15 protein-coding genes are annotated in these 16,316 nt (G+C 61.4%); 6 read left to right on the top strand and 9 right to left on the bottom strand.

Annotated elements, in window-relative coordinates:
• Window positions 1-487: 487 nt before the first annotated feature.
• A complete protein-coding gene (locus ACESMT_RS21455) occupies window positions 488-832 on the bottom strand; it encodes a hypothetical protein (protein ID WP_372828617.1) in 345 nt (114 codons plus the stop codon).
• Between the two features lie 188 nt (window positions 833-1,020).
• Entirely contained in the window at window positions 1,021-2,274 is a 1,254-nt protein-coding gene (locus ACESMT_RS21450; RefSeq protein WP_372828616.1) for a hypothetical protein, read from the bottom strand.
• Window positions 2,275-2,389: 115 nt separating this feature from the next.
• Between ACESMT_RS21450 and ACESMT_RS21445 the strand changes: the two genes are divergently transcribed.
• Window positions 2,390-2,821 (top strand): hotdog fold thioesterase, encoded by a 432-nt coding sequence (locus ACESMT_RS21445; protein WP_372828615.1) that lies wholly within the window; start codon window positions 2,390-2,392, stop codon window positions 2,819-2,821.
• A gap of 115 nt (window positions 2,822-2,936) precedes the next feature.
• On the opposite strand, the gene ACESMT_RS21440 is transcribed toward ACESMT_RS21445, so the two are convergent.
• Window positions 2,937-3,893, bottom strand: a complete 957-nt coding sequence (locus ACESMT_RS21440; protein WP_372828614.1) for a LysR family transcriptional regulator — start codon at window positions 3,891-3,893, stop codon at window positions 2,937-2,939.
• 143 nt (window positions 3,894-4,036) lie between these two features.
• On the opposite strand from ACESMT_RS21440, the gene ACESMT_RS21435 reads away from it, so the two are divergent.
• A complete protein-coding gene (locus ACESMT_RS21435; RefSeq protein WP_372828613.1) occupies window positions 4,037-4,582 on the top strand; it encodes a hypothetical protein in 546 nt (181 codons plus the stop codon).
• Between the two features lie 147 nt (window positions 4,583-4,729).
• Here the strand turns inward: ACESMT_RS21435 and ACESMT_RS21430 are convergent, their stop codons facing one another.
• The 3 genes from ACESMT_RS21430 to ACESMT_RS21420 form a co-directional block, all read right to left on the bottom strand.
• A complete protein-coding gene (locus tag ACESMT_RS21430) occupies window positions 4,730-6,598 on the bottom strand; it encodes a phosphoenolpyruvate carboxykinase (GTP) (protein ID WP_372828612.1) in 1,869 nt (622 codons plus the stop codon).
• A gap of 255 nt (window positions 6,599-6,853) precedes the next feature.
• On the bottom strand, window positions 6,854-7,975 hold the full coding sequence (locus tag ACESMT_RS21425; RefSeq protein ID WP_372828611.1) for a glycosyltransferase family 9 protein: 1,122 nt from the start codon (window positions 7,973-7,975) through the stop codon (window positions 6,854-6,856).
• Window positions 7,976-8,051: 76 nt separating this feature from the next.
• Window positions 8,052-9,287: an O-antigen ligase family protein gene (locus ACESMT_RS21420; protein WP_372828610.1), complete on the bottom strand. Its 1,236-nt coding sequence runs from the start codon at window positions 9,285-9,287 to the stop codon at window positions 8,052-8,054.
• 207 nt (window positions 9,288-9,494) lie between these two features.
• Between ACESMT_RS21420 and ACESMT_RS21415 the strand changes: the two genes are divergently transcribed.
• Entirely contained in the window at window positions 9,495-10,106 is a 612-nt protein-coding gene (locus tag ACESMT_RS21415; protein WP_372828609.1) for a methyltransferase domain-containing protein, read from the top strand.
• A 238-nt stretch (window positions 10,107-10,344) separates the two neighbouring features.
• Here the strand turns inward: ACESMT_RS21415 and ACESMT_RS21410 are convergent, their stop codons facing one another.
• Window positions 10,345-10,509: a hypothetical protein gene (locus tag ACESMT_RS21410; protein WP_372828608.1), complete on the bottom strand. Its 165-nt coding sequence runs from the start codon at window positions 10,507-10,509 to the stop codon at window positions 10,345-10,347.
• Between the two features lie 290 nt (window positions 10,510-10,799).
• Between ACESMT_RS21410 and ACESMT_RS21405 the strand changes: the two genes are divergently transcribed.
• On the top strand, window positions 10,800-11,138 hold the full coding sequence (locus ACESMT_RS21405; RefSeq protein WP_372828607.1) for a glycine zipper family protein: 339 nt from the start codon (window positions 10,800-10,802) through the stop codon (window positions 11,136-11,138).
• A complete protein-coding gene (locus ACESMT_RS21400; RefSeq protein WP_372828606.1) occupies window positions 11,129-11,752 on the top strand; it encodes an MOSC domain-containing protein in 624 nt (207 codons plus the stop codon). Before ACESMT_RS21405 ends, ACESMT_RS21400 begins: the two co-directional genes overlap by 10 nt.
• Before the next feature lie 7 nt (window positions 11,753-11,759).
• Here ACESMT_RS21400 and ACESMT_RS21395 read toward each other — a convergent pair whose 3' ends face one another.
• A complete protein-coding gene (locus tag ACESMT_RS21395) occupies window positions 11,760-12,164 on the bottom strand; it encodes a PaaI family thioesterase (protein ID WP_372828605.1) in 405 nt (134 codons plus the stop codon).
• Entirely contained in the window at window positions 12,161-13,363 is a 1,203-nt protein-coding gene (locus ACESMT_RS21390) for a threonine ammonia-lyase (protein ID WP_372828604.1), read from the bottom strand. The genes ACESMT_RS21395 and ACESMT_RS21390 overlap by 4 nt, the downstream gene beginning before the upstream one ends.
• A 190-nt stretch (window positions 13,364-13,553) precedes the next feature.
• On the opposite strand from ACESMT_RS21390, the gene ACESMT_RS21385 reads away from it, so the two are divergent.
• Window positions 13,554-15,899 carry an ATP-binding protein gene (locus tag ACESMT_RS21385; protein ID WP_372828603.1) on the top strand — a complete coding sequence of 782 codons (2,346 nt, stop codon included), beginning with the start codon at window positions 13,554-13,556 and terminating at the stop codon, window positions 15,897-15,899.
• Window positions 15,900-16,316: the final 417 nt, after the last annotated feature.

Genomic DNA, 16,316 nt, shown 5'->3' with positions numbered 1-16,316 from the left:
TCCATTTTTCACCGTCTTTTTGTCCCATAGCTGGGCTATGGGTCTGCAAATCCGGCAAAAACTGTCCTCGCTGGGCCCGATTTTCGCTCTCGACGCCCCAAGTCCGACAGGCTCCTAGTGCAGTGTTGCACGCTATCTGAAACATAAAACCGCGTCTTTTGCGCCATGGCGGTGTTGCAAATCCGCGCGATACCCGGGGTATCGCTGTGGTTTGCGCCTTGCCCTGACCCAACATCTATCGCTTTTATTTGTTCCATCAAGCGTGGAACACTGCGCTAGCCGTGGTCGCTGGGCGCGCCGCTCCGCTACTTATTTGATAGCTTACTACGCCCTTTGGACGGGGGCTGGCGCCACTTTTTTGTTGAGAAGGTCGACCCAGCCGGAAAAGGGGCGGAGCAATCCACCGTGAAGCCGCCCAAGGCAAAAATTCTGCACGCTGACCAGCGCGATGCGCAGTGCGGCGCTTGTGAGGATGCGGGCAGGCGTTTTATTGAACCGACGGTTCGTCTTTGGCCTGAGCGAGGGTTGCCTTGGTTCTGGCCAGCTCGCGCTCCAGGTCGGCACGTTCGCCGATCTCCTTCTCCAGCACCTGGTTGACTTGTGCGAGATTCGAGGCCGACTCCTGAATCCGGGTTTCCAGCTCGTCAGTTTTGCGCAGCGCCTGCGCCGCATCGCCGCTCTGCGTTCCCTTGGGAAGCTCCTGCTTGAGCACCGCGTTGATCACGAACAACTCGTTCGCCGACTGCTCGACCGTGTCCTTGACATGCTCGTTTTGATCGAGCGCACGCTCGAGCGGCGTGGTGGCGGAAGTGGCTTTGGGCTGCTGGTACATGGTTGGTGTCGGACAAACAAACGAACAAGCGGGCGGTACTGTGTTTTACCCGCAACTTTCAGGCGCATGCCGCAATATAGCACCCGGGCAACAGCCGCAGGTGGGGAAAACCCAGCACGGCAACGGGGTTACGGGCGTCCTGCCGGATGCCCCGGCGTCTGGGGTTTTGCCGGGCTTGGTCGCGTGCCTTATTTGCGGTCGGGATCGGGGCTGAAGATTTTGCCCAGCGTGGCGCCCAAGCGGGCGCCTATGGCCGTGCCAATACCTGGCAGCACCGCCGTACCGATCACGGCACCAGCCACCGCGCCAGCGGGCACAGACACTTTGACATCTTCGAAAGGCCCGCTGACCTTGAGCGGCACGCCAACCACGCCGTCCACCAGATCGACCGCGAACTCGGCTTCGATCCGCTGGTTGGCAATCCGGGCCTGGCCCGATGCTGTGAGCGCCCCTGAGGTGGCCTTGACGCCGGTGCAGGTCACCACCATCCCCTGCGGCGTGTTTTGCGTCACCATCTGCCCGGTGACGGAGTCCAGCGCCGTCCGCCCGACGTGGTCCTTGCCGAGGCTGCGCACTGCCTTGTCCATGTCAAAGCGGAGCAGGCTGGATCGGCCCATGGTGAAAATGGTTTTGGTTTGCAGCGACTGGCCCAGCGCGCCAACGGTGTCGCCGTCTGCCACCAGTGCGGTATCCCCCGAGATTTCGCCCGAAAGCACAGACCTGCGGTTGAAAGCCGCCAGCGCAGTGGCGACCTCGATGCGTTGTGATTTGAGTTTGCCCTGCAGGTGCAAGCGGCCGCTTTCGCTGGTCTTGAGCTCGATCTCGCCGTCGGCCGTGCCGCCACCGACGCGAACGGCCGTGGTCCAGCGGTCTTCCTGGCCTTGCCGGGTCAGCGTGAGGTCGGTGGCGGGCTGGACACCCGGGCGGCGCAACTGGGCCTGGCGCGGGCGCCATTGAGGGTCGAAGTCGATCTCGCCGTCGTACACCACGGCGACGCCGTGCCGCGAGATCCAGGTCAGGTCTCGGAACACAAAACGGTCCAGAGGCGTGGAGTCGGGATTGCCGTTGAGCTTGCCGGCGCTCTGGTCCAGCGCGCGCAACGAAAGCTGCGGCACCACCGCGCCATCCAGCTCGGCGCGTTCGAGCCTCACGCGGCCATCCATGAGGGCCGGCAGGTTCGGATACACCGTGAGCTTTTTGAGGGTGATGGGCTGTGGCTGGACCGTGGCCACGTCCCTGACCACCACGGATAGAACAGGAAAGAAGCGCCAGTGCAGCTCGCCCACCACCACCTGCACACCCAGGCGGCTCTGCAGCTCCGTGGAAGCCCTGGCGGCCAGCTCTTCGTTTGTGGGCAGGAGCATCACCAATGCCAGCCACGCCACGCCCAACAGCGCCATCAGCAAACCGGCGCCCAGCATCCATTTTTGGTTACGTCGCATGAAGTCTTTCGTGTCCGGCACCCTGGTTGAGAAGCAAGCCTACCGGAGCGGCCATTGCGAACGTGTAGGCGGTAATCTCTTTATAGTCAGAGCGTTGAGGCCAACTGGAATTGCGATGCGTATCTGGAAAAGACCGATTTCTATCGACTTGCTGAACATCAACAACGCCAACAGTGCCGTGACGCATCTGGGCATCGAGTTTCTGGAGGTGGGCGACGACTTCATACGCGCACGCGTGCCGGTGGACGAGCGCACGCGGCAACCTTACGGCCTGCTGCATGGTGGCGTGTCCGTGGTGCTCGCTGAAACCCTGGGCTCCTGCGGCGCTGCCTTTGCAACGCCCGAAGGTCACCGCACAGTCGGCCTGGACATCAATGCCAACCACCTCAAGGGCGCCACCAGCGGCTGGGTCACCGGCATCACGCGCCCGGTCCACATAGGTCGTAGCACGCAGGTGTGGGCCATCGAATTGAGCAACGAAGCGGGCGAGCTGACCTGTGTGTCCCGCATCACCATGGCCGTGCTCCGGCCAGCCGGCACCGCCTGACAGGCCGGGATATCCGCATGTTCACCGGCTATACACAAAGTTATCCACAGCGCGCCATGTTGGCAGCGCAGAGTTGACGGTCGTATAGCGCTCGCTTGGCCCGGCAACACAGCGTTCAGGCGGAAAACGCCTTGTCGGCGGCCCGTTCAAGCGCCTGGCGCAGCCAGACATGCGCGCTGCGTTGCTGCGAGCGCCGGTGCCACACCGCATCCACGTGCACCGGCGATACATCAAAAGGCAGGGCGCGCAGCACCAGCTGGTCGGCAATACCCGTCACGCCGACAAAGTGGCGCGGCAACACCGTCAGGAGGTTGGAGTTGGCCACCACCCGACCGGCGGTGAAGAACTGGTTGACCGTCAACACCACCTGCCGCTCGCGACCCAGTGAAGCCAGCGACTCGTCGATAAAACCATAAGGGCGGCCCGAAAAGCTCACCAGCATGTGGCGCGCCGCGCAAAAGCGGTTCAGCGTGAAGGGGCCGCTGGACAGGGGGTGATCCTTGCGCATCACACACACGTATTCGCCGTCGTACAGCCGCTTGTGAAAAAAAGGCGTGGGCTCGCCGCTCTGGGCGCGCGCTGTCAGGTCGGCCAGCACCGAAGGGAAGTGGCCCACGGCCAGGTCGCAGCTCTCCTCGTCCAGCAGCCGCCTGGGGTCGCGCGTGGTCAGCGGAATGACGCGCGCCGACACGCCGGGCGCTTCCTGCTCCAGGGTGTCGACCAACCCGGGGATCAGCTCGGCTGCGGTGGCGTCGGCCATGGCCAGCACAAAGGTGGAGTTGGCTGTGGCGGGCTCGAATTGACTGGGTGCCAGCGACTCCTGCAGCTGCTGCAGCGAGTCACGCACGGCCGGCCAGATCGCGAGGGCCCGGGGCGTGGGCGCCATGCCGTGGCCGCTGCGCTGGACCAGCTCGTCGCCCAGGGTTTCGCGCAGGCGGCGCAAGGCATTGCTCACCGCCGGCTGGGTCAGTGACAGATTGCGGGCGGCGCGCGTCAGGCTGCGCTCGGCCATCACCTCGTCAAAGACCCGCAGCAGATTCAGGTCCAGGGTGCGAAAGTTGGGCTGAGTCATGGTTGTTTCGGGAGGATCAGCAATCATCACTGTTGTGAATGATAGACATCATAAAGATAAAGTTGAATAACATCAGTACAAACCCTAATATCTGTCTGTGCCCAAACCAATATCGGTGGTGGCACTCATCAAGGGGAACCATCATGACCAGCTTCGTCAACACCAAGTACTCCACAGAGCATACCGGCGCGGCCCGGCTTGAGTCGGCAATGTACGCTGCCAGCCAGCTGCGTCAGGGATTCTCCGGCACCCGTGGCTTGGCCACGCTGCTGCTGTCCGCCATCGTCGCTTCCATCATGGTCGTGGCTTATCAAGTGACGGACAGCGTCGCGGAAGGGCACTTGCTGGTGATCTGGATGGCACTGTGGGTCGTGGCCTTTGCCGGCTTGGCCCTGTTTGCCGGTACTGCGCGCAACCTGGCGGCACGCACCGTCGCAGCGCTGGACGCCTGGTCGCACACCCTGGCCCAAGCCCGCGCCGACATCCGCATGTGGGAAATGGCCAAAACCGACCCCCGCGTGATGGCCGACCTGCGCGTCGCTCTGGACCGCCAGGAAGTTGCTGCGGATGTCGCACCTGCAACGCCTGCAGTTGCCGGGCAGCCCACTCCTGCGGCTGGTTTGTCCAAACGTGCTGTCCGTCTGGGCGGTGCCGATCTGCGCGCTTATCAGCACAGCTATTACGTCTGAGTTGCCACGCTCAAGGGCCCCGCTGAGGCGGGAATGAAAAAGCCACCGGATCGGTGGCTTTTTTCGTCCGGGGTGATTTGCCCAGGACGTCCGGACCAAACGCAGGTTGCGCGTTTGGCCCCCTTGCAACAGAAGCGCCGCCGCCGGTCAGGCAGCCAGGCGCTGTTCGATTGCAGCCTTGGTCTCCTCCAGCTCTTTTGGCAGGTGATGCTCGAGTTGCTTGAACAGGTCGGCGTGAAGCTCCAGCTCTTTCAGCCAGGCGGACTTGTCCATGCTGGTTACTGACTTGAACTTTTCGGCGCTGAAGTCAAGGCCCTTCCAGTTCATGTCTTCGTAACGCGGGCTGACGCCTGTGAAGTGATCCACGCCCTGGCCCTTGCCTTCGATGCGGTCGATCATCCACTTGAGAACGCGCATGTTCTCGCCGTAGCCGGGCCAGACGAACTTGCCGTCCTCTCCCTTGCGAAACCAGTTGGCGGTGAAGATTTTTGGCGGTGTGGCGCCCGAGGCTTCAAGTTTTTTGCCTACATTGAGCCAATGCTGAAAGTAGTCCGCCATGTTGTAGCCGGCGAAGGCCAGCATGGCGAACGGGTCGCGGCGCACCACGCCGACCTGGCCGGTGATGGCCGCGGTGGTTTCCGATCCCATGGTCGCGGCCATGTACACGCCCTCGACCCAGTTGCGGCCTTCGGTGACCAGTGGGACCGTGTTGGACCGGCGGCCGCCGAAAATGAAGGCGTCGATGGGAACGCCAGCCGGGTCGTCCCAAGCCGGGTCCAGCGCCGGGTTATTGGTGGCGGCCACGGTAAAACGCGAGTTCGGGTGGGCCGCCTTGGCGCCGGTTTCCTTCGCGATCTGCGGTGTCCAGTCCTTGCCCTGCCAGTCGATCAGGTGCGCTGGCAGCGCTTTGCCAGGTGCGTCCTGCTCCATGCCTTCCCACCAGACGTCCCCGTCGTCGGTCAGACCGACGTTGGTGAAAATCACGTCGTGATCCAGGCTGCGCAGGCAGTTGGGGTTGGTCAGCATGTTGGTGCCGGGGGCCACGCCGAAGTAACCGGCTTCGGGGTTGATCGCATAGAGCCGCCCGTCCTTGCCGGGCTTGATCCAGGCGATGTCGTCGCCGATGGTCGTGACCTTCCAGCCTTCAAAGCCTTCGGGCGGCACCAGCATCGAGAAGTTGGTCTTGCCACAAGCCGAAGGGAAGGCTGCCGCCACGTGGTACTTTTTGCCCTCTGGCGAGGTCACGCCCAGGATCAGCATGTGCTCGGCGAGCCAGCCTTCATCGCGGCCCATGTTGGAAGCAATGCGGAGCGCGAAACACTTTTTGCCCAGTAGCGCGTTGCCGCCGTAGCCGGAGCCGTAGGACCAGATCTCGCGGGTTTCGGGGTAGTGCACGATGTACTTGGTCTTGTTGCAGGGCCAGGTCACGTCCTTCTGACCTTCGGCCAGCGGGGCGCCCACGGTGTGCACGCAGGGGACGAATTCACCGTCGTCGCCGAGCACGTCAAACACCGCCTTGCCCATGCGCGTCATGATTTTCATGTTGACGCCGACGTAAGGGCTGTCGGACAGCTCGATGCCGATGTGGGCGATCGGGGAGCCGAGCGGGCCCATCGAAAACGGCACCACATACATGGTGCGGCCTTGCATGCAGCCGTCAAACAGGGGCTGCAGCGTGGCGCGCATCTCGGCGGGGGCCATCCAGTTGTTGGTTGGGCCCGCGTCATCCTTGCTGGCTGAGCAGATGAAGGTGCGGTCTTCCACGCGGGCCACGTCGCTCGGGTCTGAGTTGGCCAGGAAACTGTTCGGGCGCTTGGTGCTGTTGAGTTTCTTGAAAGTGCCGGCATCGACCAGTTGCTGGCACAGTTGCTGGTACTCGGCGTCGCTGCCATCACACCAGTAGATGGTGTCGGGTTTGCACAGGGCGGCCATGTCGGCCACCCAGGCAATCAACCTGGCGTGTTTGACATAACTGGGCGTGTTCGGGTTCAGCCCTTGCATCGCGGGGTGGTTCATCGAAAGCTCCAAAGTTAAAAAGCGTGATTTCGACAAACGCCAGATGGGGCGCAGCCGCAGCTGGCGCATCGGGGCGCCTGTCGAAATGGCGCTGGTAGCCGCTTGATCCCCCATCAAAAACACCCCGGCATCAGCTGCGATCAGCGGCTTTTTTGGCCGCATCGAAACAGCCGGCAAATTCATTTTAAGAACATCAACGAGAGTTACCTCATGGTTACGGCCAAAACATATGCAAAACTTGCATGACGTTATGCATTACTGACGGCCGGGTTCAGGCAGCAATGACGAGGAGGCGGGGAATGCCGAAAGCGAGGCACTGTCGGGTCGAAGCGCTTCGTACAGCGACAGGGTTTTTTCTGCTATTTCCGCCGGTGATATATCGTTGACGTCCGGCGAGCTGGAGCAGGCAAACAGCGTGAGCGGTCGCGAAGGGAGAAGCCGCCACGCCGGTCGGATGGCAGAGCTGAAAAGGCCAATTAGAGGCGTCTGGGTGGTGGCGGCTAGGTGCATCAGCCCGCCATCGACACAAACAATGACGCGGGCCGCGGTCAGCAGCGCATGGCTTTGCGCCAGGGAGTATTTGCCCACGCAGTTGTGCACAAGCGCCGAGCTGCCCAGTTCCAGCTCTATTCGACAGGCCTCGGCCAGGCCATTGTCGCTACCGAGGAGAATGAACTCGGCTTTGCCCTGGCGCACCAACTGCGCCATCACCGCCGGCCAGCGCTTGTAAGTGCGGAGCGGGTCCACGCCGCCGACCGAAAGGGCAATAGCTTGCCCTATCTGTGTGATATCCCGCGCCAGCCCGGTGCGCGCTGTGCTGGGCTTGAGTTTCTGGCGGGCATGGCGCGCAAACTCCGCCGGGTTCAAATTCAGCTCCAGCAAGTCGGCAAGACGCTGGGTGGCGAAGGCGGCCCGATCAAAATTGGGTCCCGTGAAGTCTTCCAGAATCGACACCCATGGCAATGCCCGGAAGTGACGCATCTTGAGTTGAAGGGAGCGCCGCTTGTGGCTCAGGACAATTACAAAATCGTAGGGTGCCTTGGTCGCTGCAGAAATGTCATCGGTGACGCTGGTAAACCATGGATCATCATGAAACAGCCGGGCTATTGTTCTGTCAGTCAGCAGATCCATGCTGAAGCCTTGCGCGTGCAAAAGCGAGCGTGGCGCCAGATCCATCAGGGCGTCTCCGATTTGCCCCTCGCTGAAATAGAGCCACAGCCCACGTTTCCCCGCCTTTTTCAGCGAATCCATTTTTAGTTTCGCCTGGCTGGACATTATGAACACGAGGCGCCTTCTCAAGGCGCGCCATCCGAGCTTGCGATAGCCGACGTCGGAAAGATATTCCTGCGAAGATGCGGTGCTGACGGGCTTTTTCAACTTAGGCGTTGTTGTTGCAAGGGCAGCCTCTCTCAATTGACGATCAAGCGCGGAGAAAAACTTTCTTAGCATGAACTTAAGCGGTGTCCGCGCCTGCTGGGCGGATATTGGCAAGGCATGCCAACAGTACAAAAGTCCAGCCCTCCGATTCATTGTTCAACGATGAATCGGTCATCGCGTTGATCAGAAAAATGACCAGCCCAAACCTCACTACGCCTTTGAGCCAGGGGTCCTGCCGAGCGGCCTGTAGGTGGACCTGGCGGACCAGAAGCAGGAACAGCATGAGGCCGACTCCCCCGTGTTGGGACAGAAGAGTCAGGTACTCATTGTGGGCATGTTTATGTGGTTCGGTGCGCAAGGGGTTGTCAAGCCGGAGGAGATTTTCACGGAAAGCGCCCGGGCCCTTGCCGAACAGAGGCGCTTCGATGAACATCCCAAGACTCGTACTCCAGTAATTCAGCCGGATTCCGCCGCTTGTCTTGACACCTGGATCGGTCATATAGACACGCGCTTCCTGCGCCACAGAATCGATCCGTGCGTGGATTTTCCCAGAAAATTGGTACGCGAAAATACTAGCTGCGAAGATGGCACCAAGCAATCCAAAGCGGAGGCGCGGACTGGAGATATAACTGATGGTCATTATCAGGCAGACTGCCAGTAAAGTAATCAGGGCAATTCGTCCATTGATGAAAAACAGGATATTGACAGCACAAATTGCTGCCACGGCCAGGAACAGCCACGCGAGGCGTCGATAGCGGATTGCCGTAAGAAGGCAAATGGCAAACAGCATCGATGCATGAAAACCATGGACGATGTGATTGCGCCAATATACCAGCGTCTCCGGGGAATAACTGATGTTCTGAAATCTGGATAAGTCGAGGGACAAAAAATTTGCTAGACCGGTTCCATCCAACATTGTGGGCATCATGAGAATCAAGGCACCGCAGCCATAGGCTACGACTACCCGATACGCCCATTTGGTGTCGCGATAGAGCATCAAAAATACCGGGATTAGCAGGAGCTTCCGGTATTTCTTGATGTCATGAATAGCCAGGTCTATAGGTGCAGACGTGTAGATCAAGCCGGCTGCGATGTATGCAAAAAGCAAAATCGCCAGCAATGCGCTGTTCTCCCGGCAGGCGGTGATGCTCTGTCTGTAATAAGCCGGGGAGGCAAGCAAGCAGGCCAGCATCCCTACCAGCCCGATGTAAAAAAAAGCGTGTGACCAAGGAACGCCAAATATCATGACCAAGCCAAACCAGCAGGCCTTAGGATAGGCAAAATCGGAAACTCTTTGAAGAATCTGTTTCATCTTTGGCGTTCAGTGTGTCTGGCCGGCGGAGTCGAACACATACGCCAGCATCGTCCGCAGGCCCATGGCGCCTGAGCGTGTCTGATATCCTTCGCACGGATGAAAGAGTCGAGCAAAACGATAACTATTCGCGGTTTCGTAGCCCGCCAGTGATTCCTGAAGGGTCGCGTGATTGATATTGGCGCGGGTAATGACTAAGTCTGCGCCTTGGCCGAGGGCTTCGATGTTTCGCAGGGCGATGCGAACTATATTACGAAATTCAGGCCGATCGGTGCTTATGACGCTGTTTGCAGTTCGCATTGCCCCGAGCACATGTTTAACGCCAATGATGCGCTCGTGGAGTGGTGGCCCTTGGTCAAGCCGGGGGGCTATCTTCTATTGACGGTGCCCGATGAGGATTTGTACGAGCAGGGGGTTTTCCCGAGCAGGTTCAATTCGGATCACAAGGCGACCTCCCGGTTTCGAAAGTCCGATTCCTGGAGCCCGGTCTCGCTTGACCTTGAACGCATGGTTTCGCGACTGCCCGGAACGCGCATTATTTCCGCCGAACTGCAGAGCGACAACTATGATTTCTCCCTCCAGATCAAATTTGGCGACCGCGTCGGCAGCAGCTGTTTGTTGACCAAGGTTTACCTGAAGCTGGAGAAAAAGCTAGGAGCCTGTCGGACTTGGGGCGTCGAGAGCGAAAATCGGGCCCAGCGAGGACAGGTTTTGCCGGATTTGCAGACCCATAGCCCAGCTATGGGAAAAAAGACGGTGAAAAATGGACCGCTGCGGTCGATTTGCAGCCGACGATTCCCAAGTCCGACAGGCTCCTAGGCTATGACAAACCCCTGGTGAAGGCTTTGCGCCGTCGCCTGTTCCTGAAAGGGGTGCCACTTGATCAGACGCATGGAAATGTTCTATCCCAGATCCAGGTAGTAGCTCAAAAAATGACTGACCCGCTTTCGTCCCAGACAGTGTGAGTGCACATATCAGCGCCCGAAAGGACGGCTAAGCCTATCGAATTTTGAAACATTCTGGTCGGTTACTAGAAGCGGTTGACCTCTCTGCAGACTCAGGCCAAATAGATGGCGATAAAAGCCAGCAGAAACATCAGGACCGCACCTGCGGCAGGCAGTACCAGGGGCATCAGCGGCACGATGGCTTCGACGGCGTCCTGTTCTTGTGCGGGGGTCGGGCTGCTATGAGCAGCATTGGTGGTTTGTTCGGGGCTGGACATGGTGGAGGCTTCCTGAAAACGGGGCAACACGCGTATTTTACCTGCACAGCCGAAGCACTGAATATTTCCCAGCCTTTACCATCCTGCTTTGTTTTTGCGTCCACCGTGCCCGTCTCTGCTCTGCAGGAGGGAAATGACCCGGCCAGCCTTGTCCTGGAGTCTGATATGCGTTTTTATGCCAAATGGGGCCTCGCCGGCATCACGGCCGTCCTGCTGGGCGGCTGACGGGCTGTGCCAGCACCGGCGCCCACAGCCCCTCGGCGCGTCCTGTTCTGTACCCCAATGCCACATTGAACCGCGTTGGAGAGGCCCGGGGCCGTGCCGAGGCCGAGGCCTGCATGACGTGGGCCTCGCAGGCAGGCCTGACGCCTGACGAGAAAAACAACGCGGTGGCGCGCGGCGCCGGCGTCGGTGCCGCCACGGGCGCCGTCGCTTCTGCGGTCGGCGCGCTGATCAACGGCCGCAGCAGCGAAGGCGCAATCCGGGCCGGCGCGGCGGGCGCGGCCGTGGGTGGTTCGGCCGGCGCGGTGCAAGGCGCCTTCCACAACGACCGGCGCAGTGCCACGTACCGTAACTTCGTGCAACGCTGTCTGGGCGACAGGGGTTTTGAAGTGATCGGGTGGAACTAGCCGACCCCCGTGCGCTGCGAGGACCACCGGCCGTGGCGCGCCAGCTGCTTTCGGTTCAGGTGGGTGCGGCGCGTCGCGTGCAGATGGGTGGCCGCTCGGTGCTGACCGCCATGGGCAAACACCCGGTGCCCGGTCCGGTACCGGTTTTGCCCATGGGACTGCTGGGTGACGAACAGGCCGATCCCTCCGTCCACGGCGGACTGGAAAAAGCGGTCTATGCCTACCCGGCTGAGCACTATCCGTTCTGGCAGGCGGCGCGCCGCGAGCATGGCCTGACCCAGATCGAGGACAGCCTGCCGCATGGCAGCCTGGGCGAAAACCTGACCCTGCAGGGATTGCTCGACAGCGAGCTGTGGGCCGGCGATGTGCTGAAGTTTCCGAACTGCGCGCTGCAGGTGCGCATTCCGCGCGAGCCTTGCTACAAATTCAATGCCGCCATGGGGTTTTCACGTGCCTCCCGCCTGATGGCCGAAAGCGGCTTTTGCGGCGTTTATCTGTCGGTACGGCTACCAGGCAGCCTTTGCGCGGGCGAAAGCTTCGAGTTGCTGCCAGGGCAGCGCAGCGTCAGCATCGCGCAGCTCTTTGCCGCCAAAATGCGCAAACACCTGCGCTGAGAAAGTCTCAAAGCAAGGCGTAGGTGGTGCTGGCGCGACTGACACTTTTGCCATCGTCGGCGCCGCGGATGTCGATCTCTCCAAAGGCCAACGACTTGCCGGCGCGTATCACGCGCGCCTCGATCAGGGCGTCCTGCATCGAGAGCGGCTTGAGAAAACTGCTGTTCATCTGCACCGTGGTGCAGGGCCTGAACTCGCCGAAATGCCGGATCAGCGCCAGCACCATGGCCGTGTCGGCGGCGGCCATCATGGCCTGGCCACACAGCATGCCGCCCACGCGCGAAAGCGCCGGGTTTTTCGGCAGGCGCAGGGTCACGCCCTGCTCGTCGAAAGCCTCGACTTTCAAGTCAAGAGCCTGCACCCAAGGCGCAAAATATTCCGCCAGCGCGGCCTGCAACGTTGCGGTATTCATGACTGTTCCTCGGCTTCAAAGCCCGCTGTTTTCAAGACGGCCAGCACCTGCGCAATGTGCTCCCGGCCGCGGGTCTGGATCACCAGTTCGATGTCCACATTCTGCGCGGACAACATCGTAAAGGCGCGCTGGTGGTGGACTTCATCGATGTTGGCGCCCGCGCCAGCCACCGTGGCGGTGATTTTTGCCAGCGAGCCAGGCACGTCGCGTGCGCTCACGCGGATACGCGCCAGCCTGCCGGCGCGCGCCATGCCGCGCTCGATGATGGCCGCCAGCAGCAAAGGGTCGATGTTGCCGCCGCAAAGCACCAGGCCGACCTTCTTCCTCTTGAAACGCTCAGGGTACTTGAGCAGCGCGGCCAGACCGGCGGCGCCCGCGCCCTCGACCAGGGTTTTCTCGATCTCCAGCAGCATCACCATGGCCTGCTCGATATCGCCTTCGTCGACCAGCACCAGGTCATCCACCAGCCGTTCAATGATGGCCTTCGGGATGACGCCGGGCGTGCCGACGGCAATGCCTTCGGCGATCGTGCTGGTGCCTTGCGGGTGTTGCGTGCCCTTGATGGCGTTGACCATGGCCGGAAACCGCGAGGTTTGCACGCCGATGATCGTGATGCCCGGCTGGATCGCCTTGGCCGCCGTGGCTATGCCGGCGATCAGGCCGCCGCCGCCGACCGCCACGACCAGCGTGTCCAGCCCGGGCACGGCGCGCAGCATTTCCAGACCCACCGTGCCCTGGCCGGCGACGATGGCTTCATCGTCGTAAGGGTGGACAAACACCAGGCCCTCGCGCTGCGCGAGCTCCAGCGCATGGGTGCGCGACTCATCCAGCGTGTCACCGTGCAGCATCACCTCGGCGCCAAAGCCCCTTGTGCGATCAATCTTCACGCCCGGTGTGAAACGCGGCATGACGATCACTGCGCGCAGGCCCAGCCGCTGCGCATGGTAGGCCACGCCTTGGGCGTGGTTGCCGGCACTCATCGCAATCACGCCCCGGCGCTGTTCTTCGGCGGACAGCTGCGCCAGCTTGTTGCAGGCGCCCCGCTCCTTGAAGGAGGCGGTGTATTGCAGGTTCTCGAACTTGAGGAAAACTTCGGCCCCGGTGATCTGGGACAACGTTTTGGATGCCACACAAGGGGTGTCCATCAATTGGCCTTGCAGGCGAAGGGCGGCGGCCTCAATATCGGCGAATGTGAGCATGGTGCGTCCTGGCGAGATGGGGAACACGGGCGCCCCTGAAGGGTAGTGATTGTGGCCGGTTTTGTGGCGCATTCAATACGCGGACATCCGATCGGTGTATTCCATGATGCTTCGCGCTGCGTTATGGTTAGCATGTGCCATTTGTGCGATGTCGCGCAGGCGGGTTATCTTCCAGGCTGGAGGTCCATCGATGAGCAAGCGTTTGGGTGCTGACAAGCATGGGCAGCTGCTGCTGTCTCCCGGCCTGAAAGACGCGCCGGTGCTGGACCTGATGTGCTCCCATTTTGTGCTGACGCTGGCTGCGCGCCAGGGTGCCAAGTTCAACGTAAGACGCGACCTCAACAGCCTGCTGTCGCTGTCGGGCCGGCATCTCGTCTGGCCTCTGCCCGCCTTGCAGCGCCTGCGCGAGTTCCTCGGCCGCCGCTGCCGGGACAACGAATTCTGGCGTGGCCACGAAGCCCTCGGCGACATCGCCTTCCTGAACCGCCACGGCGCTTGGCGCGGGCCGTACGAAGAAGGCACACTGTTCTTTTACCTCGACGAACATGCCAAGGACCAACCCAAGGACCTGCTGTCGGTACTGGGCGCGACCGGGGACTGGCTGACGCATGCGCTCAAGAAACAGTCCACGCTGGTAGAAAAAAACATCGATGCGCTGGCCAATCTGCTGCAGCTCAACCAGGCCGAACGCGCTTTGCTGCTCTACGGCACGCTGGCGCGCTACCAGCGCGATCTGCGCTCGCTGCTGGTCGAGTTCAAGGTCAACAATGCGCCGGAAGCCTACGCCGCGATTGCCGAGGTAGCGGGTGTCAAGGCCAATGAAGTGGCCGAAGCCCTGCGCGCCGGCTCCCGGCTGGAGCGCATCGGCATGGTTGAGAACCTGATCTCCGAACACAACATCACCGACCTGGCCGACCTCATGAAGGTCAGCGAGAAGCTGCCGCCGGTGCTGATGCGCGAGTACCGCGACCAGAATGAGTTGATGGCCGTGTTCACGCGGCCGGTGGACCGCAGCAGCCTGGGGCTGGCCGACTTCGCCTTCGCGCAGGACGACGCGCAGGTCATGGTGTCCCTGCTTCGTAATGCCGTGGCCGGCAAGGAACTCGGCGTCAACGTGTTGCTGTATGGCCCGCCCGGCACCGGCAAGACCGAGCTGGCCAAGGTGGTGGCTCTGGCCGCCGGGCTGGACTTGTTTGAGGTCGAGTACGCCGACCGCGACGGCAACTCGCTGAGCGGTCGCGACCGTTACCGCTCGCTGCAGATTGCCCAGGTCTTCCTCAAGGGCAGCGCACACGCAGCGTTGCTGTTTGACGAGGTCGAGGATGTGTTTCCGGCCATCTCCAGCGAGGCGGCCCAGCTGATGGCGCGCTCCGACCAGCTGGTGGCGCCAGCCACAGGCTCAGTCAACGGCAAGGCCTGGGTCAACCAGATCCTCGAGTCGAACACCGTGCCCACCTTGTGGGTAACCAACCGGATCGAGCAGATTGACCCGGCCTTCCGGCGGCGTTTTGCCTACCATCTGGAACTGAAATCGCCTCCTCCGGGCGCCCGCGAAGGACTGTTGCGCAAGACGCTCGAAGGCGTGCTGGTCAGCGATGCGTTTGTGGCCCGGCTGACCGCGCGCAAGGGCCTGACCCCTGCACAGATCCGCACGGCGGTGCGGTTTGCCAAGCTGGCCAGTGAACCCGGCAGCGAGGGCATGCAGGCCACCCTGACCGGCGGGCAGTCGGCCCTGATGGAGTCGCTGATCGAGCGCCAGCTCAAAAACGCCGACCTGGCGCTGGGCAACAAGGCCGACGCGTCCGGACGGCACAGCGTCACGACCTATGACCTGTCCATGCTCCACGTCGAGTCGCGCTTCGACGTGCCGCGCATCGTGCAGGCCCTGAAAAGCCGTGGCCATGGCACCTTGTGTTTTTATGGCGCACCCGGCACCGGCAAGACGGCGCTGGCCGAGCATCTGGCCGGGGAGCTGGAGCGGCCGCTGCTGATCAAGCAGGCCAGCGACCTGATGAGCAAATACGTGGGCGAAACCGAGCAGAACATGGCGGCGATGTTCGCCGAGGCCGAAGCCGAGAAGGCGCTGTTGCTGCTTGATGAGGCCGACAGCTTTCTGCAGGACAGACGTGGCGCGCAGCGGACCTATGAGGTGACCGAGGTCAACGAGATGCTGCAGGGCATGGAGCGTTTCAACGGCATTTTTGTCTGCACCACCAACCTGCTGGAGAGCCTGGACCAGGCGGCGCTCAGGCGCTTCACCTTCAAGATCAAGTTCATGCCGCTGACCCCAGCGCAGCGTGAAAAAATGTTTGTCACCGAAGCCCTGGCGGGCGATATAGCCGCGCTGACCGGCGAAGTGCGCGAGCGGCTGGCCCGGCTGGAGCAGCTCTGCCCCGGAGACTTTGCGGCGGTCAAACGCCAGACCGACATCCTTGCGGCTGAGTTCACGGTCGATGAGTTCTTGAGCCAGCTGGAAGCGGAGCACCGCATCAAGCCGGAGGTGCGCGAGGCGCGCGGGATGGGCTTTATCCAGTAATTTGTTCTGGCGTAATGACGGCCGGCAAAAAAGCGACCTTCAAGCGGCATTACTTCGGGTTGTAATGGCTGGGCGGGAGCAGCCCGTGATGGTCGCCTGGTCCACGCGGGGCTGGCCGGCGCGTTTTCCACGGGCGAGGCGATTGCTGTCTTAATGGAGCGCGACGCTGATTCGACTAGTCCTTGGCTCGCCCGCAGGGTGCGGTGCGATTCACCGCAGCGAAATTGGTGTCTGATCTCAATAACCCCAGACAACGCGGACTTGGAGGGGCCTTGTTCTATAGATAAGGCCCCATAAAGTCTGAACTTTCTTCGATTTTTCGTGTCGAAGCTTGATGGAAAAAGAAAGCGCAAGAAAGCAAACACTGGAGCAACTTCACGAGCGTCGCAAGCAAGTCGTGAGGTTGTACAAAAAAGG

The sequence above is a fragment of the Polaromonas sp. genome, from assembly GCF_041689105.1.
GTDB lineage: Bacteria > Pseudomonadota > Gammaproteobacteria > Burkholderiales > Burkholderiaceae_C > Polaromonas.
Note: the sequence above shows the minus strand (reverse complement) of the source record. Positions and strands in the feature narration are given on the sequence as shown.